General features: G+C 35.1%; 20 protein-coding genes. 16 read left to right on the top strand and 4 right to left on the bottom strand.

All coding sequences use genetic code 11. The annotated features are described in order from the left end of the window. The first annotated feature begins 14 nt into the window (after positions 1 to 14). The 4 genes from RCJ96_RS17470 (at position 15) to RCJ96_RS17455 (ending at position 2,516) form a co-directional block, all read left to right on the top strand. Entirely contained in the window at positions 15 to 242 is a 228-nt protein-coding gene (locus RCJ96_RS17470; RefSeq protein WP_074609273.1) for a hypothetical protein, read from the top strand. Positions 243 to 356: 114 nt separating this feature from the next. Then, positions 357 to 1,553 carry an MFS transporter gene (locus tag RCJ96_RS17465; RefSeq protein ID WP_074609275.1) on the top strand — a complete coding sequence of 399 codons (1,197 nt, stop codon included), beginning with the start codon at positions 357 to 359 and terminating at the stop codon, positions 1,551 to 1,553. Then, positions 1,537 to 1,737 (top strand): NETI motif-containing protein, encoded by a 201-nt coding sequence (locus RCJ96_RS17460; RefSeq protein ID WP_000166303.1) that lies wholly within the window; start codon positions 1,537 to 1,539, stop codon positions 1,735 to 1,737. Before RCJ96_RS17465 ends, RCJ96_RS17460 begins: the two co-directional genes overlap by 17 nt. A 320-nt stretch (positions 1,738 to 2,057) precedes the next feature. Then, a complete protein-coding gene (locus tag RCJ96_RS17455) occupies positions 2,058 to 2,516 on the top strand; it encodes a VOC family protein (protein WP_270794372.1) in 459 nt (152 codons plus the stop codon). 118 nt (positions 2,517 to 2,634) lie between these two features. On the opposite strand, the gene RCJ96_RS17450 is transcribed toward RCJ96_RS17455, so the two are convergent. Beyond that, the gene (locus RCJ96_RS17450) at positions 2,635 to 3,717 is read right to left on the bottom strand and encodes an S-layer homology domain-containing protein (protein WP_242304153.1); all 1,083 of its coding nucleotides are present in this window, start codon (positions 3,715 to 3,717) and stop codon (positions 2,635 to 2,637) included. A 380-nt stretch (positions 3,718 to 4,097) separates the two neighbouring features. Here RCJ96_RS17450 and RCJ96_RS17445 point away from each other — a divergent pair, with 380 nt between their 5' ends. Beyond that, on the top strand, positions 4,098 to 4,430 hold the full coding sequence (locus RCJ96_RS17445; protein ID WP_242304152.1) for a DUF3895 domain-containing protein: 333 nt from the start codon (positions 4,098 to 4,100) through the stop codon (positions 4,428 to 4,430). Between the two features lie 79 nt (positions 4,431 to 4,509). Here RCJ96_RS17445 and RCJ96_RS17440 read toward each other — a convergent pair whose 3' ends face one another. After that, positions 4,510 to 5,217, bottom strand: a complete 708-nt coding sequence (locus tag RCJ96_RS17440; protein ID WP_242304151.1) for a DNA alkylation repair protein — start codon at positions 5,215 to 5,217, stop codon at positions 4,510 to 4,512. 304 nt (positions 5,218 to 5,521) lie between these two features. Between RCJ96_RS17440 and RCJ96_RS17435 the strand changes: the two genes are divergently transcribed. Next, on the top strand, positions 5,522 to 5,983 hold the full coding sequence (locus tag RCJ96_RS17435) for a hypothetical protein (protein ID WP_242304150.1): 462 nt from the start codon (positions 5,522 to 5,524) through the stop codon (positions 5,981 to 5,983). Positions 5,984 to 6,129: 146 nt separating this feature from the next. On the opposite strand, the gene RCJ96_RS17430 is transcribed toward RCJ96_RS17435, so the two are convergent. Beyond that, complete coding sequence (locus RCJ96_RS17430) at positions 6,130 to 7,374, bottom strand: MFS transporter (protein ID WP_242304149.1); 1,245 nt, start codon at positions 7,372 to 7,374, stop codon at positions 6,130 to 6,132. Positions 7,375 to 7,597: 223 nt separating this feature from the next. Between RCJ96_RS17430 and RCJ96_RS17425 the strand changes: the two genes are divergently transcribed. Then, positions 7,598 to 8,179, top strand: coding sequence for a TetR/AcrR family transcriptional regulator (locus tag RCJ96_RS17425; RefSeq protein ID WP_242304147.1), 582 nt, complete (start codon positions 7,598 to 7,600; stop codon positions 8,177 to 8,179). A gap of 86 nt (positions 8,180 to 8,265) precedes the next feature. Here the strand turns inward: RCJ96_RS17425 and RCJ96_RS17420 are convergent, their stop codons facing one another. After that, positions 8,266 to 8,709, bottom strand: a complete 444-nt coding sequence (locus RCJ96_RS17420; protein WP_242304146.1) for a DUF7832 domain-containing protein — start codon at positions 8,707 to 8,709, stop codon at positions 8,266 to 8,268. A 591-nt stretch (positions 8,710 to 9,300) separates the two neighbouring features. Between RCJ96_RS17420 and RCJ96_RS17415 the strand changes: the two genes are divergently transcribed. From RCJ96_RS17415 to RCJ96_RS17375, 9 genes are all read left to right on the top strand, one after another. After that, positions 9,301 to 11,076: an S-layer homology domain-containing protein gene (locus tag RCJ96_RS17415; RefSeq protein ID WP_242304145.1), complete on the top strand. Its 1,776-nt coding sequence runs from the start codon at positions 9,301 to 9,303 to the stop codon at positions 11,074 to 11,076. 26 nt (positions 11,077 to 11,102) lie between these two features. Then, a complete protein-coding gene (locus tag RCJ96_RS17410) occupies positions 11,103 to 11,330 on the top strand; it encodes a hypothetical protein (RefSeq protein ID WP_242304144.1) in 228 nt (75 codons plus the stop codon). A 46-nt stretch (positions 11,331 to 11,376) separates the two neighbouring features. Beyond that, positions 11,377 to 12,129 (top strand): DnaD domain-containing protein, encoded by a 753-nt coding sequence (locus tag RCJ96_RS17405; protein WP_416504059.1) that lies wholly within the window; start codon positions 11,377 to 11,379, stop codon positions 12,127 to 12,129. A 114-nt stretch (positions 12,130 to 12,243) separates the two neighbouring features. Further along, complete coding sequence (locus RCJ96_RS17400) at positions 12,244 to 15,663, top strand: DUF4132 domain-containing protein (RefSeq protein WP_416504060.1); 3,420 nt, start codon at positions 12,244 to 12,246, stop codon at positions 15,661 to 15,663. A 99-nt stretch (positions 15,664 to 15,762) separates the two neighbouring features. Continuing rightward, positions 15,763 to 18,153 (top strand): penicillin acylase family protein, encoded by a 2,391-nt coding sequence (locus tag RCJ96_RS17395; protein ID WP_074609291.1) that lies wholly within the window; start codon positions 15,763 to 15,765, stop codon positions 18,151 to 18,153. A gap of 553 nt (positions 18,154 to 18,706) precedes the next feature. Continuing rightward, the gene (locus RCJ96_RS17390; RefSeq protein ID WP_242304142.1) at positions 18,707 to 19,534 is read left to right on the top strand and encodes a helix-turn-helix transcriptional regulator; all 828 of its coding nucleotides are present in this window, start codon (positions 18,707 to 18,709) and stop codon (positions 19,532 to 19,534) included. 293 nt (positions 19,535 to 19,827) lie between these two features. Then, positions 19,828 to 20,067 carry a cupin domain-containing protein gene (locus RCJ96_RS17385; RefSeq protein WP_242304141.1) on the top strand — a complete coding sequence of 80 codons (240 nt, stop codon included), beginning with the start codon at positions 19,828 to 19,830 and terminating at the stop codon, positions 20,065 to 20,067. A 181-nt stretch (positions 20,068 to 20,248) separates the two neighbouring features. Beyond that, positions 20,249 to 21,316, top strand: coding sequence for a glycoside hydrolase family 113 (locus RCJ96_RS17380; RefSeq protein ID WP_242304140.1), 1,068 nt, complete (start codon positions 20,249 to 20,251; stop codon positions 21,314 to 21,316). A gap of 89 nt (positions 21,317 to 21,405) precedes the next feature. After that, a complete protein-coding gene (locus RCJ96_RS17375; RefSeq protein WP_000670803.1) occupies positions 21,406 to 21,597 on the top strand; it encodes a DUF378 domain-containing protein in 192 nt (63 codons plus the stop codon). Positions 21,598 to 21,691 lie beyond the last annotated feature (94 nt).

Here is a 21,691-nt window from a genome sequence, read left to right as displayed (position 1 = left end):
AGGGGAGATTATCTATGCACCATCCGTTCTTAATTGCGCATTCTCCATATAATCATCATGTGTATACAAAAATGATGATAGCTCCGCTGTATATGCAAGTTTCACCAGTTGTAGTTCCGTTACAAATACAACAGACACCAATTGTTCATTCGCATCATTATTTGTATGAAACTGCTTTTTATAAACATCCGTATTTCAAGCAATTCCATAACAATGTGAAAGCACAAGTTTGGGAAGGATAAAAAGCTAAAAGATTCATTCTTTTAGCTTCTTTTTTATTGCGAATATTCGTACACGCATTTGCAGAAACAGTTTATAATGAAAAGTGGAAAGCGTGAGAAGGAGAGGGAAAGGGAATGTCAATGCGTTTTACTTTTTGGATTATGGTTGGGATTGTAGCAATCTCGGGTTTGTCACAAGGAATGCTTTTACCGGCCATTGCAATGATTTTTGAACAAGAAGGGGTTAGTTCAAGTATTAACGGTATTCATGCGACAGCACTATACATTGGGATATTAGTGATCTCACCGTTTCTTGAAAAACCGATGCAAAAGTTTGGAATGAAGCCAATTATTGTCAGTGGTGGGTTTCTCGTTATTATTTCATTATTCTTTTTTACACAAACATTTTCATTTTGGGTATGGTTTATCCTTAGATTTCTAGTTGGCGTGGGAGATCATATGCTACATGTCGGAACACAAACATGGATTACGACAACATCGGATCCGAGTAAAATAGGTAGACAAGTATCGATATACGGTGTATTCTTCGGAATTGGTTTTGCCGTCGGTCCGTATTTAGCAAGCACAGTTCAGTACGGTCTTGCAACGCCATTTATTATATCTACTATACTTTGTCTAATAGGTTGGCTCCTATTACTTCCAACAAAAAATGCATTCCCGGCGCAAGATGAAAGAGAAGTGAAGAGTGAATCATCATTTTCTCGTTATAAACAAGTTGTTGGATTAGGATGGATTGCACTGCTGGGACCACTTGCATATGGCGTACTGGAAGCAATGTTAAACAGTAACTTACCAGTATACGCGCTTCGAAAAGGATGGTCCGTTTCAGAAGTATCCTTCTTATTACCAGCATTTGCAGTTGGGGGCATTATTACACAAATTCCGCTCGGTATATTAAGTGACAAATACGGAAGGGATCGTATTTTAACGTGGACGTTCTGCATAAGTACGGGCATTTTCTTGCTTGCAGCCGTATTTGATCAATATTATTGGATCGTCTTTGCCTGCATGTTGTTAGCGGGTATGGTCATTGGATCGTGCTTCTCGTTAGGACTTGGATTTATGACAGATTTATTACCGAGACACTTATTGCCAGCAGGTAATATATTATCTGGAATCGCCTTTAGTTTAGGAAGTATACTGGGGCCTGTATTAGGAGGCGTATTTATAGAAAAAATACAGTATACAAGCTTTTTTATTGCGGTTATGATTATAATGGGAATTCTCGCAATGTTATATATGATTTACATGAAGAATCAATTCGCATCAAGAAAAATAGAAAGTAGGTTAGGGCATGACAAAACAACCTAATAAAAAGAAATTTGAAGTACTCGAAAATGAAACAATTACAGACTGCTTAGCACGTATGGAACAAGAAGGTTACGCACCGTCTCGCCGCATGGAAGAGCCAATCTTTCATGAGGTGAAGAAAGACGGCAAAACAGTAGTAGAACCGTGCGGTAGAAAAATTGTTTTTGAAGGGAAATTGAAGTAATACAAATAGCAAATTCTCTTTATAGTATAGCGCCACCCAATTCATTTGAGTTGGGTGGATTTTTTTATACTGACCAATGAAAGACTAGGCTAAATGATCTTCATTTGTAAAGGTAGTATGGAGAGGGATTAACTACATGTAAAAGTAAATGGAAGGATGTTTTATTTATAGAATTTTAGCGTTGGAATAAGAATGAGAAAGCTGGACTATGGATACCTTTGTAGGAAAGAACAATGATACAAAAGTAGCATGATTTCAAATGTATTTATTTGTATGATAAAAACAAAATATACTGTAATGTACGGAAGGGGGGATACACCATGATACAAAGCATATATGAAACGCATTTACATGTGAAAAATTTAGAAAAGGCGATAGATTTCTATCAAAATAAGTTAGGTTTAACATTAGCAAAAAAACTATCAAAAAGGCGGGTTGCTTTCTTTTGGATAGGAGAAAGTAAAAAACAAATGCTTGGATTATGGGAAGTACATAGTAATGAAGATTTTGAGATGAAACACTTCGCTTTTCGTGTAGATGTAGAGTTTTTAAAGATTTCTAAATTATGGTTAGAGAATCGTGGAATAGAGGTAGTAGGGAGTCAGGGGAAAGGGAATGAAGAACCAATTGTTCAAAGATGGATGCCAGCTGCAAGCGTATATTTTCTAGATTGTGATGGAAATAAATTAGAGTTTATTTCTATGTTATATGATGATCCAGATGAATTAGAATATGCAACGTATTTAAGTGAATGGGAAGCGGAGCACCAAGAAGAATAAAGTGAAACTTTAATCAGTAGGGGTTTTATAGCTTTGTATTATGTTAAATAGATAGAGACAAAAAAATCCTTCAAGAAAAGGCATGTTCTTGAAGGATTTTTTTATTGTTTGTAACTTATTAACGATCTTCACGTTTAGATATTTCAGCGCGTTGAATATAACCATCAGAGAAGCTGAAATAAAGAGAATAGCTTCCTCGATTATATATAAAGCCTTCGCTAGTCATATCCTCTCCGATTAAATCGGGCTCACCAAACCACTCTTTTAATTCATCGATAGAAATATCCATTTTCACCCATATATATCTAGCGTCCCAAGGGTACATATCAATATTATAATCGCCGTATACCGCTATATTAGGTGCATCACATTCTGTACATGGTGCTTTTTTCAAAACATCAGGCACTCCATATTCTTTTTTTACTTCAGATATATCTTTACGCAATGAATTTAATGTAAATGGACCAAACGTTCCATTCTGTAAAGCGGTTGTTAACATTTGTTTCAGTTCTTCTTTTGAATTGATGTTGAAATTATAATTTCTGTTTTTTGCTATTGCATTATAGAAAAATTGTGCATACTGCTCACGCTTCACAAATGTGTTTCCGTTAAAATTACCTGACCCGTCACCTTGTGCTATACGGTTACTACGCAGTGTATTTACAGCTTCATAAGCCCAATGACCTTTTGGTACGTCTTTAAATTTCCCTTGTTCTTTTGATTCTAAATGAAATGCTTTTTGTAATATTACTGCCATCTCATATCGAGTTAATACATCATCTGGACGGAATGTACCTGTTCCATCACCTGTCATAATTCCAGCTTGCGCAATGGCTTTAATATCTTTTTCAAACATATGATTTGTAATGTCACTAAACATATTTCCTTGTTTATCGTCTACTTTTAAACCTAAATGTCGATTGACTAAAGAAGCTACCTGTCCTCTAGTAACATTGTCGCCAAAACCAAATTTCCCATTTCCATACCCCTTATAAATCCCTGCTGCTGCTAAGTAATCAATAGCATCTTTTGACCAGTGGTCCTTTGGTACATCTGTAAATACAGTGTTCGTATTGCTAGCTACCTTATAGCTATTCGTAGTTGTTTGTGCATTAGCTGTACCTATCATCGTTGTAGTTACTAGTGCTGCGGTGATTACGAATCCGAAAAAATTTTTAGCTTTGCTTGTTTTCTTCCCCATTTGCGCAAGCCTCCCCAGTTTCATTTAACTTTATTAAATATACTCATTACGATGCATGCATTTAATACAACTAAATGCATGCATCGTAATTGTAACATGTAAGTTATAATTATTTGTCATTTATTTCCGTAATATGGATGGAATTTTGATAATATAACCAAACATGTGGATAATTGATATTCAGCGTTATTTAATGATGATACATACAGTAAAATGTTTTGTTTTCCATTCTACGATAGAAAACAGAACGTATATTTGGTATAATCGAAATATACTATATGAAACGATGTACATGAGTTTGACATGTATGTATTAAGGTACGTACTACATAACAATAACTACGCTTTATACAAATCAATCGTTAGAAAGGAAAAGAAGTAATGAATCAAATTTCATTTGAAGATTTATTTGAAGAAGAAAACGCGAAAGAAAAGGTGGAGGTAGCTGAAATACCAGTACCTTTATCACCATTGCAAAGAGATATATTGGAATTAATGGATTCTGAAGAAATAAGTGCACTTGAGCTGTGTGAACAATTAATACGAGCTGGAAAAATATCAGATGAAAGATTCACAACGAATAAGCCGAAAGCATATGGAGAAGTATGCTTACTATTAGAAGGATTTGTTAAAGAAGGAAAGCTTATTTTTATTAAAGACGATGAGAAAAGAGATAGAGTTTATAAATTGAATGTAGAAATGTTTAACGGATAAGGTGTGCAGGGGGAATTCATTCATTTTTCTCATTAAAAAAGGGTGTCAATCTTACTTAGATTGACACCCTTTTAATCATCTAACACCTTACATGTTTACGCTTGAACCCAAGTCTTCCTCTATCAAGTTCTTTTTGAATACTCTCTGCAGCATTTAGCAAACTACTTTTTTTATTATCACGTTTTATTTCAACTATACCAACTTCTTTTGCAATCTCGACTGCTTTTTCGTGTAGTGGTACATAGGAAATTGCTACAGTGTTTAGAAAATTATTCATAGCGGATTTAGTTCGTTCTGGCGAATCATGGATTGTCTTTTTCACCATTTCAAGCATATCGGAAAGTTGGCTTTCAGAAAATTCATCGTCTTTGCGATTTCCTAAAAGCCAGCAGTAGCAACTCCAGCCTGCAGACATTTTAAGCTCTTCACCACTTGCAATCCATTTATCAGCAACTTCTTGAGCGATATTTGATTCGGATAAAGTAACTGCCACCACATAATCAGACAACATATAAAAATACGCTCCGTCTATCCATCGATCAAAATCAGACTCCCTCATAGCTTTCGGGTCCGCAATAATGCCTGCAAAATACATAGCATCGTAGTTGCCTGTGGCATAAAGTTCTTCTGCTAACTCTTGGTTTATTTTTATTTTTTTTGCGATTGGTTTCATAGCACCTGTAGCTACGCCGAAAACTGGTTCCTGCGCACCGTTAGATATGTATATTTTTTTCGTTCGTTCCTTGCCTAGAGCTTCAAGCTCTTGCATAACTGTTTTAAAATCCAAAGCTGTGCACTTCCTTTCTTCATGTAAAAACCATTTTAATTGAGAACAACTAACCTATATTTTTTATCATGTTTTCCATACTTCCTAATTTTAAATCTTATGTGAGTAGGATGTCTACTTTCTATCATTTGTTGATAATTCAGTTAGTGATTTTGAAAATTTAGCTTTTTACATAGAGTTTTAGCATAAAAAAACTAATGATTAAAATTTCACTTTAACTTTGACTCTTTCTCGGTATTATCATGTTATTATTTGGTAAGGGGATAAATGGAATGTAAAGTTAAACATGTGAGGTTGGTTATAAATGATAAAGAAATTTACGAGAATAGTATTAACTGCAGTGATGCCAATTAGTATGATTGTGGGTTGTGGAAATACTGAAAAAACTGAAGCAAAAGAGCCGAAAGCGATACAATCGGAGAAAAAGGATTATACGGATTACTCATATGGAAGCAAAGGTATAGTAGTAAGCGGAAAAGCGAAAGAACGTCAACAATACGAGGTGGGATATATGGATGATAACAAGTTAATTGGGATTGACGAAAATATTGAGGACTGTATTGTGTTAGATAATAAAGATGAAGCGGGTCTTGTTTGGAAGCAAATAGAGCGTGGATCGATTATTGAAGTGCAATATGGTAAGGACCGCAATGATATTGTAGGTGTACAATTAGTAGGAGATCGTGAGCCATACGAAATTAGTGATAAGTTTGATCGAAATACGATAAACGAGATTGTCGAAAATGTTAAAGGGAATTTGCAATAGATGTATTTCGCTAGTATAGGATTTCTTATCATGAAATTGTGAATCAACGGCATTTTTCATATGAAAATGCCGTTGATTTGTGTTAAAAAGTAAATGCTATTCTATAGTCTTGTAACAAAACACGTATTAATAAATACACAAATGAATTATTCTTCTTTTAGTTTTGATGATTGTCTTAAAGTCATTGTCCAAAATAAAAGAGCACAAGCACTAACAGACATACCTAATATACATACTCCATCCCAACCATATTTTGCATATATATTTGTTGAAAGAATGGCGCCTGTTGCGCTACCGATAGAATAAAAAATCATGTAACTGGCAGTGAGTCGACTTCTCGCTTCAGGACGCACTGTGAAAAGCATACTTTGATTGGTGACATGTACAGCTTGCACCGCTAAATCTAAAAGGATAATGCCGAAAATTAGTAATAATAGAGAATGGTTAATAGATTTAATTAGGAGCCATGAAAGTACTAATAATGATAAGGCTATGCCAGTTGTTCTTTGTCCGAATCCTTTATCAGCTAATTGTCCAGCTTTAGTAGCAGCTAATGCACCTGCAACTCCAGCAAGGCCGAATGCACCAATAGCTGTATGCGAAAGATTATGTGGTGTAACACTTAGCGGCAATACTAAAGAAGTCCATAAAATACTGAATGAAGTGAAAATAAGCAATGCTAATATTCCGCGAACGCGTAAAAGTCGTTCTTCTAAAAACAATAAGAGAACAGAGTGTATTAATTTTCGGTAAGACATAGTTGTCACTTGTTTATGTCCAAGAGTAGGTAAATTTTTGTGTAACAAAACAGTTACGAAGAGTAAAAGAATAGCGGAGGTGAGATAAACAGATCGCCATCCAGCTAAATCTGTTAATGTGCCTGCAAATGTACGAGCAAGGAGAATACCTATTACAACGCCACTTGTAACGAAACCTACTATGCGCCCACGTTCGGCTGGATTAGCTAAAATTGATGCATATGCGACAAGTGTTTGCGTAACAGTTGCAAGCATTCCTACTAAGGCCATACCTGTAAAAAGTACGGTGCTTGAGGGAGCACACCCAATTATAATTAAAGCGAAAACAGATAAAAGCATTTGGACAATGATTATTTTCTTTTGATTTAATAAATCACCGAGTGGAACTAATAAAAGTAAACCGAGTGCATAACAAACTTGAGTAATAGTAATTACGATACCGATAGTTGAATGACTAATCTTAAATTCATTTGACAATGAATCAAGTAGTGGATGAGCGAAGTATATGTTTGCCACAGCCATCCCGCAAGCTATTGCGAATAATAGAGTCATATAACGAGACATGGGTGCATGAACAGATGAATGTATATGAGTATGTTTTAGAATAGTCAGCATTTTTTCTTTACTATTCATAAAATCAGCTCCTTTTTGTATTGTTAAAAATAACGTACCGAACGGTATGTTATTTTGTAAGTAAAATATAATATTGGAGAAACCTATATGTCAAGTTTTTTTGAATTTGATAAGATTTTTTGACACACCGTTTATAATCTAATACGATATATAATATACTGATTGGTACATAAATAGTGATGTGTAACCTTAATAATTAGATGTAGAAAGGAGATGGTTTTAAATGGCACGACTACGCGAATTTGATGAAGAAAAAGCTTTGGATGCTGCTATGCAACTCTTTTGGGAGAAGGGATACGCAGCTACTTCATTAAGCGATTTAACTGCTAAAATGGAAATACAAAAGCCGAGTTTATATTCAGCATTTGGTGATAAAGAGGGGTTATTTGAAGCAGCATTAAGGAGATATACAAATTTACATGCGGCTAATATACGAACAAAACTTCAAAAAGAACAATCTGTAAAAGAAGCGATTCGGACGTTTTTTGAAAATATGGTGGAAGAGGAATATAAAAAAGAGTTCAGTAAAGGCTGTTTTTGCATTAACACAATGGTCGAACTTGCTCCTCATAATGAAAAATTTGAAGTACTGACTAGAGAACATCAAATGTATCTTACGGTTGTTTTTCAAGAATTAATTACGAAGGGAATTCAATCAGGAGAATTACAAAGTGATTTGAACGCTAAAGCAGTAGCGCAAACATTAGTCACTTTTTTAATTGGATTAACAGTGTTAATGAAATCACGTCCAGAACGTTCTGTTATAGATAATTCGGTATCAGTAATAGTATCGTTAGTAAAATGATAATGATCTTTGGGTAAGCTGTTAATCAGCAAATTACATATTAATAAAGTCGATTCCTTATGGAGATAAGAAATCGACTTTATTAATTATCTTTTTTGTAAGTTGTCTTTCCAAAAATTATAGCTATTATCAATAACTTCTTTTAATTTGAAATAGTTTTTCCAAGTATCTTTTACGTGGTAGAGAGTTTCTTCGTCTATAAAAACGTCTGAGTAATCACTTATATACTTCCATTCCTCATCATTATTAAAGTAATACATCGCGAATTGATTGCCTTCGTCATTTAACATGTCGTCTGCCAAAACGCCATCCCAGTTCATATAAATTTCTGTGCCAGTCATTTGTCTAAGTTTAAACTGTTTAATTTCGTCTAGGGACTCTTCTTCAAATTCTTCACTAAATAAATTATGTTCAAGTATCCATCCTAAAAACATACCAGTATGTACAAAAGCTTGATCAATTGGTAAGTCTTCAGAAAAATCACCTTCATAATGGTACTTCGCTTTATCGGAAACAATCGTATGTAACAATCAGTTCATCCCCTTTAACTACTATTAAACTTGTACTTTTTGTTTTAATAGTTTAACTATGTTTTCAAGCCCTTCAAAATATATCCCATCTGCTGAATATCGTATGTACTCTCGTTTTTTTATCATTTTTTGGTCTTCTTCATTTCAGGTATCAATATGAGGGATTTTTGCAAAATAAAACTCTTTTCAATGTAAAAGGTTACATCTATATTATCGTAAGAATGTAAAAATGTTAATATTTTCAAAGAGAAAAGTAAAAGGAAACAGCATTTATTTAATAGAGACTTGATAGTTATGAAAAATTATAAACATCCTTCTTGTTGAAGCAAAACAGTAAAAGGTATCCTAATCTATTTTTTGAGAAGTAGTAGTGTGCAAAAGGGGACAAGTTCTTTTGACGGCAATAGCAATTGGTTATAAAATAATGTCTGTTAAGGGATTTTTTAGAAAATATAATTCGCCTTCTGGGGATAAAATGAAAAGGTGGAATAAACATATTTTCATACATAGTAGATTCATAGTCTTTCACGATTGAGAAAATAAAGGGAGGTTGAGATATTTACACGAACAGTGTAGATATCGATTACAGCAATGAATATAAAAAAACGAGTAATCGCACTATCAACAAGTTTAGTGATTTTAGGGAGTGCACCTTTATCACTATCAGCAGAAGAGATAAACAAATCTCATACTGACCAGCTTAGTATTGCACAAGGGGAACGTGGAACGAGCGGGTTACGTTATTCTGATTTCAATCTAGAAACTCCTGATCACATGCAAATTAATGAAGCGGAAGTATCAGGAAATGAGAAAATTCTTTTAGAAGAATATAAGCATAAATATTCTGAATCAGAAGAATTACATAAAATGAAAGAAGCGAAAAAAGGCCAAGTAGCGGAAGAAGAAGCTATTTCAAACATTGAAAAAGCTTTTGAACATGTAGATGGTCGAAATGATGGTTCTACTCGCGAAATGAAGCCGGTTGAAAAACGGAGAGCTATTCAGTATAGCGCATCGATGACTACGAAGAAATATGGAACGCTTGCAGGTACTCCATTTGTAGAGTGGATTGTTCCAGCAGGAAACCCTGATATTCGCCCAGCTAATCCGATGAAAGCACGTTATATTACAATTCACGAAACTGCAAACACTGCCCGCGGTGCAAATGCTGAAAACCATGCGAAGTATTTGTATAAACAAGCAACGGAAGGTACGTTCCGAACAGCTTCATGGCATTTTACTGTAGACGATAAACAAATTTATCAGCACTTACCAACAAATGAAAACGGTTGGCATGCAGGAGATGGGGATGGATTAGGAAATAGAGAATCTATCGGGATTGAAATTTCAGTTAACCAAGATGGAGATTACAATAAAGCGTTAGAGAATGCAAAGAGACTTGCAGGTTATTTAATGAACAAAGAAGGTATTAGTGCGGACCACATTTATAGGCATCAACAATGGAGCGGGAAAAACTGTCCTGATATTTTAATTTCCCGTGGGAATTGGACTGGCTTCGTACAAGGTATTCAATGGTATGCAAATGTTAACGCACAAATTGATTCGCCTTTACAAGAAAGAAATGAGTTATTTGATTCCAATGAATATAATCCAGCTGAACCTAATATGGAGCTTGTAGTGAATGGTGATGGTATAAACGTACGTAGTGGTTCGGGACTTGAACATCATATCGTTCGTAAAGCTTCAAACGGAGATCGTTACAAAGTGTTAGCAGTTAAAAATGGTTGGTATAAAGTAGGTAACGATGAGTGGATTTTCTATAACCCAAGTTGGATTAAAATAAACTATAATATGCCACATAAAGAAGTACAAAAACCAAAAGATGATATTACAGGTGGATGGTTTGAAGGGAACATTCGTAAGCTGAACAGCCTAGGAATTATGAACGGTGAAGGAAATGGTGTATTTGCGCCTTATCGTAATGTTACGAGAGCTGAGTTTGCAACATTAATCTCAAATGCTCTCAAGCTACCGGAAGGAAATAAGTCATTTGTAGACATTAATAAAGCGCATCCATCACTTCATAGCGGTATTAAACGTAGTGCAAGTGCGGGAATTATTAACGGTCGTGGTGGCGGGATTTTTGATCCTAACGCATCTATCACACGTGAAGAAGCATCGATCATGATTGACAACGCATTACAGTATAACGGTGTTACAGGTGAATTAGTTGCATTGCCATTTAGGGATAAACATTTGATCACATATAAACAGCCTGTTCAACGATTATATAGCTTAAAAGTAGTTACTGGTGTTGGAAATAATGAGTTTAATCCTAAAGGGACAGCAACTCGTGGTGAAGCAGCTTCCTTTTTAGTGAAGATGTTAGATGCAAGTCAAAAATAGAAAGAATCATAAAGGAGCTATCCAAAATGAGAATTTGGAACAGCTCCTTTTTATATAAGCCCTTATTAAGCCCCTTCCAAGCCCCTTATAAGCACCTACCAAGTAATAAATCACTAAGAAAAGAAAAAACAAAACAAAACAAAAACAACTACAAGAACAAAAAAGCGCGAAAAAATAAAACCGTCGTTGTAGTAGTTAAAAAAATTTGGAATTCAACTGCAAAAACCAATCCCTCACTCCTATATGTATATTGAAGGATTGAAATCTGCCTTTTTATAAGTGCGAGGGGGAGGTAAACATATGGCGGTGTACCGTAATGTGCAAGTGAACTTTTGGCAAGATGAATTCATATTAGATTTAACGCCAGAGGAGCGTTATTTTTACATATATTTGTTAACTGGTACGAAAACGAAGCAATGTGGAGTTTACGTATTACCGAAGCGTGTGGCAGAACTTGAAACAGGTTACAATATGGAGACTGTTGAGAAGTTATTAAATAGGTTTGTAGAATACGGAAAAATTTTATACGATGCGGAAACGAAAGAGTTATATATAATAAATTGGCTACACTATAATCCTATTTTAAATACGAATGTAGAAAAATGTGTGTTACGTGAGTTAAAGACTGTAAAAAATAAAGAATTCATACATATGTTTTTACGTACATGTCTGGAAGAAAAATGGAAGATCCCATTGTTATTGCAGTATTTTGGTATGCCAAAGGAAGAGGATACTAGTAGTTTACAAGAAGTTGTTGAAGAAATAAAAGATGTGGAAGTGGAAGAGGACACTCTACATAGTGAAGTTTATAAGTTTTACGAGCAACATATAAGTAGTCTATCCCCATATATCGTGAAGGAATTGAAAGAATGGATACGAAAAGTTTCAGGAGAGAGAGTATTAGAGGCGCTTAAAATTGCGTTTGAACATAATAAGAGAACGCTCGCTTATGTGAAGGGGATTTTGAGGAATTGGTGTATCGAATATGGTGGAGAGAAGTGTGTAATGGGTAGTTTAGAGAGAAGGAGAAGTGTTTTGAGTAGTGTGTTTTAATTTACATTAACTTAATGTAGAATGTATGTTCGTTATTGCGAGTTTTATGCTATACTACATACAAGTAAATAAGGGTATTTTTATAATGGATCAACAGATGCGGGGGAACAAAGTTTGACTATAAATACAGCTCGTTTATTTCAATATATTCATATGACAGAAGAGCAGGAACAATTATCATTACGTTATTTAAAAACGAGAGAAGAAGAGATTTTAAATAATATACAACTAACGACAATTAGAGATCAAAAAAGAAGTGATTTTGCAAATCAGTTTATAAATGATTTTAGGAAGGTATATAAGCAAGATCCAGCTTTCTTACGATTATTCTATTATTTATTAGGAGAACAGTTGTTAAATGTTCTTATAATAAGGTTTAAATATGTGGATTTTGCTAATATGAAGGTTTATTTAGAGAAAAGTGCACTTCCATTGGATAAACTTGTAGTAATTTCTTGTAAATATTTAGCTAATATTTCGAGTTATGTAAATGAGGCATATGTTTTTCTTCGAGAATTAATAGATGAGAATCCGAATTATATAGAAGAGCAGCTATTAAAATTATCAAATCAACAGCAACTATCACTACTTCTCGTAATGTTTGAAGTAGATTATGAGAGGTTCCATACGTATAGCTCTTTATTGGAAGAGAGATTAAAAGAACATGCTGAATTTATTTTGAATTTGAATGGGGAAAAGGAAAAGATTGAAGCAACTGAAAGATATATAAAAGATGAAAGTGATAGGGAATTATTTTTAGGTGGAAATTTACCAGACTATATTTGGCGACTATTATTTCATGTTCATAAGTATTCAAACGTTGCGAGGCGATATGTGGAAATATTAGCAAAGAAAAACGTGTGGGGGTTTATAAATCATGCTACGCGTTACGTGTGTCAAACTCTCAATCAGCCTCAAAACTATAAACGAACAGGGAGTGTAAATAAGAAAACCTATAATGAAATTCAAAGCTTTTGTAAACAGTTTTGGATTTCTGAGGAAAGATTCTTTGCGCACCGCCTGAGGCAACATGATTTAAATAATGAAGAATTTTGTAAAGCGTATGAATATGAAATGTTATGCTCCGTGGCGGAAGAAAATCCTGAATTTGTTCAACGTACTTTGCAGTATGTAAGTAAAAGTAATTACCTCATAATCGCACGAACGTTAGCTGAAAAAGGACATGAGTTAAATAGAGGGAGAATGCGAGAAGAATTTTTTATCGCTGCTTTGCAACTTAAGTTGTCTACGGTGCGGGATACGTATCGTGATTATTTACTCGGGAAATTGTCATTTGATGAAATGAAGCAAATACTTACAAACCCGAAATATAGAAATATGTATTGGGATATGCCAGTTTTAGAAGTTGTACTTCTTTGGGATATAGATGATGTAGCAAAAAGAGAAGCGGCACTTACCTTGCAATTTGGAGATGTATATAGTTTTAATTTATATGAACTTCTGTATGAGTGTTCAATTAGAGGAATAGAACCAGAACAAATAATAGAAGATCTACTTTCTTACGGGCTAAGTAAGGAAAAGCTGATCGATTATTCAGTTGAACAAGTCTCACATTATGTAGAAGAGAGAAATAAAGCGAAGGAAGCGCTCGTTACAATCATTGTAAAAGAACAGGCATACATAATAGAACGATTTGATACGTATTCTGCTGAGGCAAAAGCGTATATTTTGAATGAATTAGCAAGAGATAACAAGGTTGAAATACGTCCAGTTTTAATTAAAAACTTAGGTGATTCATCTAAAAAATTACGTAAGTCTATAGTTGAGCTGCTTTCAAAAGACATAGAAGCGGCAGAATATGTAGCGGTTGAACTTCATAATAAAAAGAAAATTGTTCGTGAAAATGTGATGAAACTGCTTATAGAGTATAAGATCGAAAAATATACAGAACTTGTACAGGAAGCTTTGCAAGATAAGAAGAATGCCTCTTTGGCCGAGAAATTTGCTCCATTACTTGAAGTGGGGAGAAGCGCAGAAAATATAGAAGAACTTTGTGGCCGTATCGTAACGGAACAAAAAAGAAATTCACTTCTGCAATTGATTGGGGATGAACCACAAATCCGTCTTCGTCATTCTAATGAAATTGCCGATGCTACAATTCCATTAGCTTATTTGCGGCAGTACATTTCAGATTCTGTTATCGAGAAGAAAGAAGAAGTTGAAGCGATTGGGAGTACTTTAAATGAACAGGACTTGAAAGAATGTGTGCAAGAAATATATCAAACATGGATTTCTCAAGATGCAGATGTGAAGAAACGCGGTATTCTTTCGTTATATGGAATATATAGTGATGACAAAATGGTCGGCATACTGAAAAAGCAAATCGATGAATGGGTGCTCGATATGCGAGGGAAAATTGCAGCTGATGCTGTTCGGGCTTTAGGCTTGTCCTCATCTAAGCTTGCACTTATGTCTATTCATGCAATGGCCTTTAAATATAAACATAAACAAGTGCGTAATGCGGCAAAAGAAGCACTAAGTCTCGCTGCAAAAACACGTAGTATAACGGAAGAGGAGCTGGAAGATCAACTGGTACCAAATCTTGGTTTCAATATACGTGGTGAGAAGGAGATTGATTTTGGGAATAGGTGTTTTACGGCCATATTAACTGCAGAGTCAAAAATTGAATTAGAGACAGAAGAAGGGAAACGTATGAAGTCACTTCCAAAGCCGAATGCAAAAGATGATATAGAAAAAGCTGAATTAGCTAAGAGAGAGGTATCCACTTTAAAGAAAGAGCTTCGAAGTGCTCTTTCCATGCAGAAACAACGTTTGGAAGCTGCTCTATCAAGAAAGCGCTATTGGTCATACGATTCGTGGAAGGCGCTATTTCTGGAGAATCCAATTATGAAGCAATTTGCAACTTCACTTATTTGGGGTGAATATACGGAAGGAAAGTTACTGGAAATGTTCCGTTATGCGGAGGATGGTACGTTTTATTCGGTGATAGGAGAGAATCATGAATTTTCGTCTGGAACCGTGATTGGTTTCATTCATCCGTTAGAATTATCCGAAACGGAAAAGGAATTGTGGAAAGAGCAACTGGAACATTCTAAGATTGTCCAGCCGTTCTTACAAATGGAACGTCCAGTGTTTGTAGTAGAGGAAAATGATAAGGTTACTGTTGAGAGGTTTGGTGGTATTTTATTAAATGGTCGCTCGTTATTCGGTAAGATGACGAAACTTGGATGGATTCGCGGATCAGTTCAAGATGGCGGTGTGTATTATACGTTTTATAAAGAAGATACTCGCACTGGATTAGGGGCACAACTGTCATTTAGCGGAGCGCCGATTGGCTATGAAGATGAAGAAGATATATGTGTGTATGATATTGAATTTTATAAAGCAGGTACAGTGAATCGTGGTTCATATGAATACGATGAAATTGATGATGAAAGACGCATTGTGCCAAAAGAAGTAGATAAGTATTTCTTTAGTGAAATATTATATGATGTACAATTAGCGACCGATTCAAATCTTGGTCATAATGAAAGCTGGCGTAATAAACGATAAAAATTCCCCCTTCATTTGTAGGAAAATGAAGGGGGTTTTCAACTTTTCAAAAAGGTTCTTTCAAAATAGAAGCGAATAGTTTGAGAAAGGAGGGGTTATATGGAAGTTGTTATAAAGAAGAAACGAACTAGGGGTAAGAAAATTTTCATTTGGTCTAGTAGTATCGTTCTTTTATTAGTTATTTGTACAGCGATTTTTTTAAACATATATACGCTGAAATCTGTGCCAAAGATAGATGGAACGATAAAACTAGAGGATTTACAACGTGCTGTTACGGTAAAGCGAGATAGTAAAGGAGTACCACATATTAAAGCGGAAAATGCACATGATTTATATTTTTCGCAAGGGTATGTACAAGCGCAAGATCGATTATTTCAAATGGATTTAAGTAGAAGGCAGGCTTCTGGGATGTTAAGTGAAGTTGTGGGGGAAGCAGCTGTTGATCGAGATAAGTTGTTTCGAACGCTCGGTTTACGGCGAGCAGCCGAAGCGTCTGTTAGCCAATATGATGGAGAAGCGAAATTTGCTCTGCAGTCATTTGCTGATGGGGTGAACGCTTTTATACGTGAGGCAAAAGAGGAAAAGAAATTGCCGGTCGAGTTTACTATATTAGGCTACGAACCTGCTGAATGGTCTATTGTTGATACGTTAACAATTGGAAAGTATATGGCGTTTGATTTAGGCGGACATTGGCACGGACAGGCATTTCGATATTGGGCGCTGAAAAATTTGCCGAAAGAGCAAGTAAATGAGTTATTTCCTACATATCCGAAAGATGCGCCTAGATTGCTAGCTGAACTGAAAAATACAAATGTAAACGTAGCACAAAGTTTTGCAAAAGCAATCATTCCACCAGAGTTTAATGGTAGTAATAACTGGGTTATAAGCGGTGAGAAGAGTGCGTCTGGTAAGCCAATTTTAGCGGATGATCCTCATTTATCACTTGCGACACCTTCTATTTGGTATCAATCGAAACTTGAGATGAAAGATTTACATGTGAGTGGCGTTATTTTCGCTGGCGTACCCGGGGTTATATTAGGACACAATGACAAAATAGCATGGGGCGTTACGAATACAGGTCCTGATGTGCAAGATTTATATATTGAGAAGAGAAATCCTAATAATGAAAATGAATTTCTGTATAACGATAAGTGGGAAAAAGCTACAGTGGTTGATGAATCTATTAAAGTAAAAGGCGGAAAGACAATACCGTATAACGTTACCGTTACGAGGCATGGTCCAGTTATTTCAGAGTTTGCGGATAAGGGGAAGAAGAAAACGAAAACAGTATTCGCTTTGAAATGGACTGCTTTGGAGCCTTCCGCTGAATTAAAGGCTGTATTAAATATGAATAAGGCGAAAGACTGGAATGAGTTTGAAACGGCTCTTCAAGATTTCCATACCCCAACTCAAAACTTTGTATTTGCATCAAACGACGGCACAATTGCTTATAAAGCAAATGGAAATATACCAGTGCGTAAAAAAGGTGATGGTAGTTTACCTGTTCCAGGATGGACAGATGAATATGAATGGGAAGGGTATATTCCGTATGATCAGCTTCCAAAAGTAATCAATCCAAAACAAGGGTTTATTTCAACTGCGAATAATAAAATTGTAGATGATAATTATCCGTATCATATTAGTAATACGTGGGCGCAGCCATATAGGCAAATGCGTATTCAAGAGTTTTTACAAGAGAAGGAAAAATATACAGTGAAAGATTTAGAAAAATTACAGATGGATCAAAAAAATTTATACGGGAAAGAGTTTACTCCTATATTTTTAAAAGAGTTAAATAAAGTATCTTTAAATGAAGTAGAGAAAGAAGGTGTAAAACAATTAACGAAGTGGAATTTTTACGATAGTAAAGATGAGGCGGCACCGTTACTATTCCATTTGTTAATGAAAGAGATTTCAAATACGTTATTTTCAAAAGAAATACCGAAAGATGTGATGGAGTTATTTGAAGGGAAGTCACAAGTTGTGGATGAATTGATTCGAAAAGAAGTAGCAGGAGAAAATAGCGCTTGGTTTAAGAAATACGGGGGCTTCACAAAAGTTGTGCATACATCGTACGAGAATGTAATGAAGAAATTACAGAAGGAATATGGACCCGATGTTACAGAGTGGAAGTGGGGCGATTACCATCAACTTGCTTTTACACATCCAATCTCAAAATCATCTAGTATGTTAGCGTTACTAGCATTTAATCGTGAGAAACCAGTTCCAATTGGCGGAAGTCAAGTTACCGTTCAAGCGGCGAGTTACGGAGATAACGGTATTGTCAATCACGGAGCTTCTTGGCGATTCGTTATTGATACGAAAGATATGTCAAACGGTTATCATATCGTAGGACCAGGACAATCAGGACATTTTAGAAGTGATTGGTATCATGATCAAATAGATGATTGGGTAAATGGCACGTATCATACGACTACATTGAATACGGAGGGGATAGAAGGGAAGGTGTTAAATTTGGAGCCGAAGTGATAGAGTGTTTTTGTTTGTGGAGAGGACTAGTAATAATCTTTTTGATAATGAAATCTTATCATTTAGAACATAACCCAGTTCTTAAATCATTTTAACAGCCAGCCTACTATCGTTTAATTGGATAGTAGGCTGTTTCCATATTCGAAATACGCTGTAGCAACCTCTTCAGGATTACGATTATTTCTACATGCTGCAAGTGCTGTAACTAATAAAGCCATTACAACTATTAACATGATCATTCCAGTTTTAAGGGGAATTAGTTAACAAAGACCAGATATTATTTGCAACAGAACTGTTCCTCTGTACCCCTTGTTTCATCATTTTTCTAGGCCATCCAACTTGACAAATGTTTTTTTATCAAACTACAATGAAAATCATTATCAATAATATAGGGAGGATACTTTTGTCAATAAATGAAAAACAATATATTTATAGGTTAATAACTAGATGTTGTTAAGTCGTATGTACTATTTTTAGTTTAGCGTTGCCCAGAATGTACACCAATTAATCTCACGAATTACAAGAAAACTATAATTGAAATGAGGCTTGCATTGTGAAGTTGGACGTGAATGAGTTAGCAGAGTATCTTGCCAATACTCCTTTCCGAGTAGAAGGAGTATATCGTTATGCTAAAAATCCAGGTGTGCCTTGTGCTGAGTCTACAGATTCTTTCCCAGGATTTGTATTTCCACTTACAGGGAAGACGCAATTTCAATTTAATGGTACGCCGTATATCCTTTCCCCAGGAAAAGTTATACATGGGGGTGCAAAAATGACATTAGCCCATAAAATGCTTGGTGAAATAAACTGGGAATATATTCTTGTTTTATATCGGATAAGCAATTCAGAACGAGAAGACTCTGGCTTTACTCATCAGCATTTTGAATTGTTAACAGGACAATCTCCTCGTCTTGTCGAATTACTTATGCGTCTTTGGGATGTGTATAATCAGCGAGGAGGCATTTCGATGTTTCAGACTGAAATGCTGTTTCGCGAAGCGTTGAATGAAGCTTTATTAAGTGTTGTCAATAGAGAAAACAACTATGAATCGTATACTTTATTCGAACGAATATCTAGTTACGTTCATAAATACTATTATAAAGATATTACAATACATGTGCTTACAGAACAAAATAATGTTAATCGAAATCGTCTTTCTTACGTGTTTAGAAAGCATGCAGGTATGGGGCCAGCAGAATATTTATTGAACTATCGTATAAAGATGGCTCAAAAAATGTTATGTACAAGTGGTGTGCCTGTACAACAAATTGCGCAGGCTGTTGGAATCGCAGACCCTTTTTATTTTAGTAGAGTTTTCAAGAAGCGAGTTGGCATTTCGCCTACTAAATATCGCGAGAAGTTCATCAATAATCCATACTAATGTCAACAGGGGTCCATTCTTATTTGAAAATCACTGTTCTATACTTATGGAGAGTTAAAGGAAACATTGGATTGAAAGTACTTTCATTGAAATCACTCCTTTGTACTATTTGAATGAAAAGTTCTGGCCTGAGCATTTTCTTTTTAAGCGTAATAACGACTTTTTTACTTAGATTACTGTAATATAGTGGAAGTTGAAAATGAGGAGGGATCATTATCCATTACCAACCTATTAAACTAAATGACGAGTTATCTAAAATTAATGATTATTGGTATCCACAAGTGATTAGTGAAATGAATGACGATCAAATTCAGCTTTTTAAAGCTAATGGAGATTTTATATGGCATGAGCATCCTAATACAGATAAGCTATTTATTGTGCTTGAAGGGGAGATGTTCATCGATTTTCGTGATGGACAGGTGAAAATTTCTAAGGGCGAGATGTATATTGTCCCAAGAGGCGTCGAGCATAAACCTTTCACTGAAAAGGAATCTCACATTATGTTGGTAGAGCCTAAAAGGGAAATGGATTGATAATCGTAAAAAGATAAAAAAGGAGCGGAAACCCGTTCCTTTTTTTATTTATCTTACTATTTTTAGGAGGTTAGTATGAATAGCATTTTTATCAATAAAAAATTTATTGGATTTTTTGTGGAATATATATGAAACGTTGTATAAAATAATCAAGAAAGCCAAAAATTATAGGGGGAAAGTTGTGAAGAAAAATAAGAGTTTAATAAGTTTTTTAGGAGTGTTTATTATGCTGTTTTCTTTTTGTTTTCAAGGAAATGTACAGGCAGATGTAAATACTGTTCAATCTGGAAAAATTAAATCAGGAAATGTAACGGTATGGGAAGTTGGAAATGTAGCGAAAGTGTTAGCTGATGTAGAGCGCTTAAATTTAAATACAGTAAATGTACCAATTCAGGTAGATATTCCGAATGTGACTTCTACGAACATGGTAATTAATCAAGCGCAAAAGCAACAGGCTATTATTTTAATTCAAGAATTATTAAAGCGTAATATTCAAGTTATAGTAGAACCGTTCCCATATATTCAGCAAGGAAATGTTGGAGAAACGGAATGGAATCCAAGTAATATTAATGATTTCTTCTGGAATTGGAAAACGGTTATTTTGCAAGACATCTTTAACTCGATTACAAGTAAATACAATGTGTACGGGCTCAAGATTGCTTCTAATTTCGTTAATATGGAGTATGCAGAAGGATATTGGAGCGATACGATTGATTTTGTTCGCCAGCAGTATAAAGGAAATGTTTTGTATCAAATGAATTGGTGGTTAACAGCAAGCTGGGATCCTTCATATGAAGCGAAGTTTGTTGAGAAAATAAATCGTCCGTATTTAAAGAAGGTAGACATTGTTAGTATCGATAGTTGGTTTGAAGTTTCGGAAAAAAGAAATCCATCATACGAAGAAGTGAAGCAAAGTTTATTTGCGACGACAGTATATAACCGTGGACAAAATGTTGTTCAGCAACTAGAACAATTACATAAAGCAACAGGAAAACCGGTTTACTTTGGCGGATTTAACGTTCCGGCGCGTGAACTAGGCTTGCAAAATCCGTGGAATCCAGATGTTTCTAACGTGTTTTCAAAAGACGTACAATTAAACGGATGGCGCGCTTACCGTGACGTATTAGAACCGAAGCCATATTTTAAAGGCTTTTCAATTTGGTTTATTGGATCTAATAATAGTACGCATGCGTATCAAATACATAGTCAAGAAACGGCATCAGTTATTAACGGCTGGTACCGAAAATAATTTTTATAAAATAGGTAAGTTTTAAAGTTTACCACATATATTTCTAGTGAAAGGCCTTTCACCATCTTATCACCTAGGGGGCAATCATAATGAAATTTTTGTCTTACCTTACAGTAATTTTGGTGATTCTTGGCGGTTTGAATTGGTTATTTGTAGCGTTAGATTACAATGTAGTTGAGAAATGGTTTGGTTCTATGCCGGCGCTTGTGGACACTATTTATTGGCTCATTGGTCTTTCTGCAATTTATCAAATTTTTGATCGGTTCTTTACGGATAATTAGCTATTATTCTTTTATTACTAGAGTGTTAAGTACGATTATGTACTTAACACTTTTTTGTGTGTTTATAAAAACATTGGCACTTGCAAGCGATTCC

It is taken from the genome of Bacillus sp. BSL6 (genome assembly GCF_052928345.1).
The sequence above is the reverse complement of the archived record's forward strand: the minus strand, read 5'-3'. Positions and strand labels throughout refer to the sequence as shown.

Coding starts and splice junctions, on each gene's coding strand:
- RCJ96_RS17415 (WP_242304145.1), top strand. CDS start 9,301: ATGAATATAAAAAAACGAGTAATCGCACTATCAACAAGTTTAGTGATT.
- RCJ96_RS17455 (WP_270794372.1), top strand. CDS start 2,058: ATGATACAAAGCATATATGAAACGCATTTACATGTGAAAAATTTAGAA.
- RCJ96_RS17435 (WP_242304150.1), top strand. CDS start 5,522: ATGATAAAGAAATTTACGAGAATAGTATTAACTGCAGTGATGCCAATT.
- RCJ96_RS17445 (WP_242304152.1), top strand. CDS start 4,098: ATGAATCAAATTTCATTTGAAGATTTATTTGAAGAAGAAAACGCGAAA.
- RCJ96_RS17470 (WP_074609273.1), top strand. CDS start 15: ATGCACCATCCGTTCTTAATTGCGCATTCTCCATATAATCATCATGTG.
- RCJ96_RS17405 (WP_416504059.1), top strand. CDS start 11,377: ATGGCGGTGTACCGTAATGTGCAAGTGAACTTTTGGCAAGATGAATTC.
- RCJ96_RS17465 (WP_074609275.1), top strand. CDS start 357: ATGTCAATGCGTTTTACTTTTTGGATTATGGTTGGGATTGTAGCAATC.
- RCJ96_RS17375 (WP_000670803.1), top strand. CDS start 21,406: ATGAAATTTTTGTCTTACCTTACAGTAATTTTGGTGATTCTTGGCGGT.
- RCJ96_RS17430 (WP_242304149.1), bottom strand. CDS start 7,374: ATGAATAGTAAAGAAAAAATGCTGACTATTCTAAAACATACTCATATA.
- RCJ96_RS17460 (WP_000166303.1), top strand. CDS start 1,537: ATGACAAAACAACCTAATAAAAAGAAATTTGAAGTACTCGAAAATGAA.
- RCJ96_RS17385 (WP_242304141.1), top strand. CDS start 19,828: ATGAATGACGATCAAATTCAGCTTTTTAAAGCTAATGGAGATTTTATA.
- RCJ96_RS17410 (WP_242304144.1), top strand. CDS start 11,103: ATGAGAATTTGGAACAGCTCCTTTTTATATAAGCCCTTATTAAGCCCC.
- RCJ96_RS17395 (WP_074609291.1), top strand. CDS start 15,763: ATGGAAGTTGTTATAAAGAAGAAACGAACTAGGGGTAAGAAAATTTTC.
- RCJ96_RS17450 (WP_242304153.1), bottom strand. CDS start 3,717: ATGGGGAAGAAAACAAGCAAAGCTAAAAATTTTTTCGGATTCGTAATC.
- RCJ96_RS17425 (WP_242304147.1), top strand. CDS start 7,598: ATGGCACGACTACGCGAATTTGATGAAGAAAAAGCTTTGGATGCTGCT.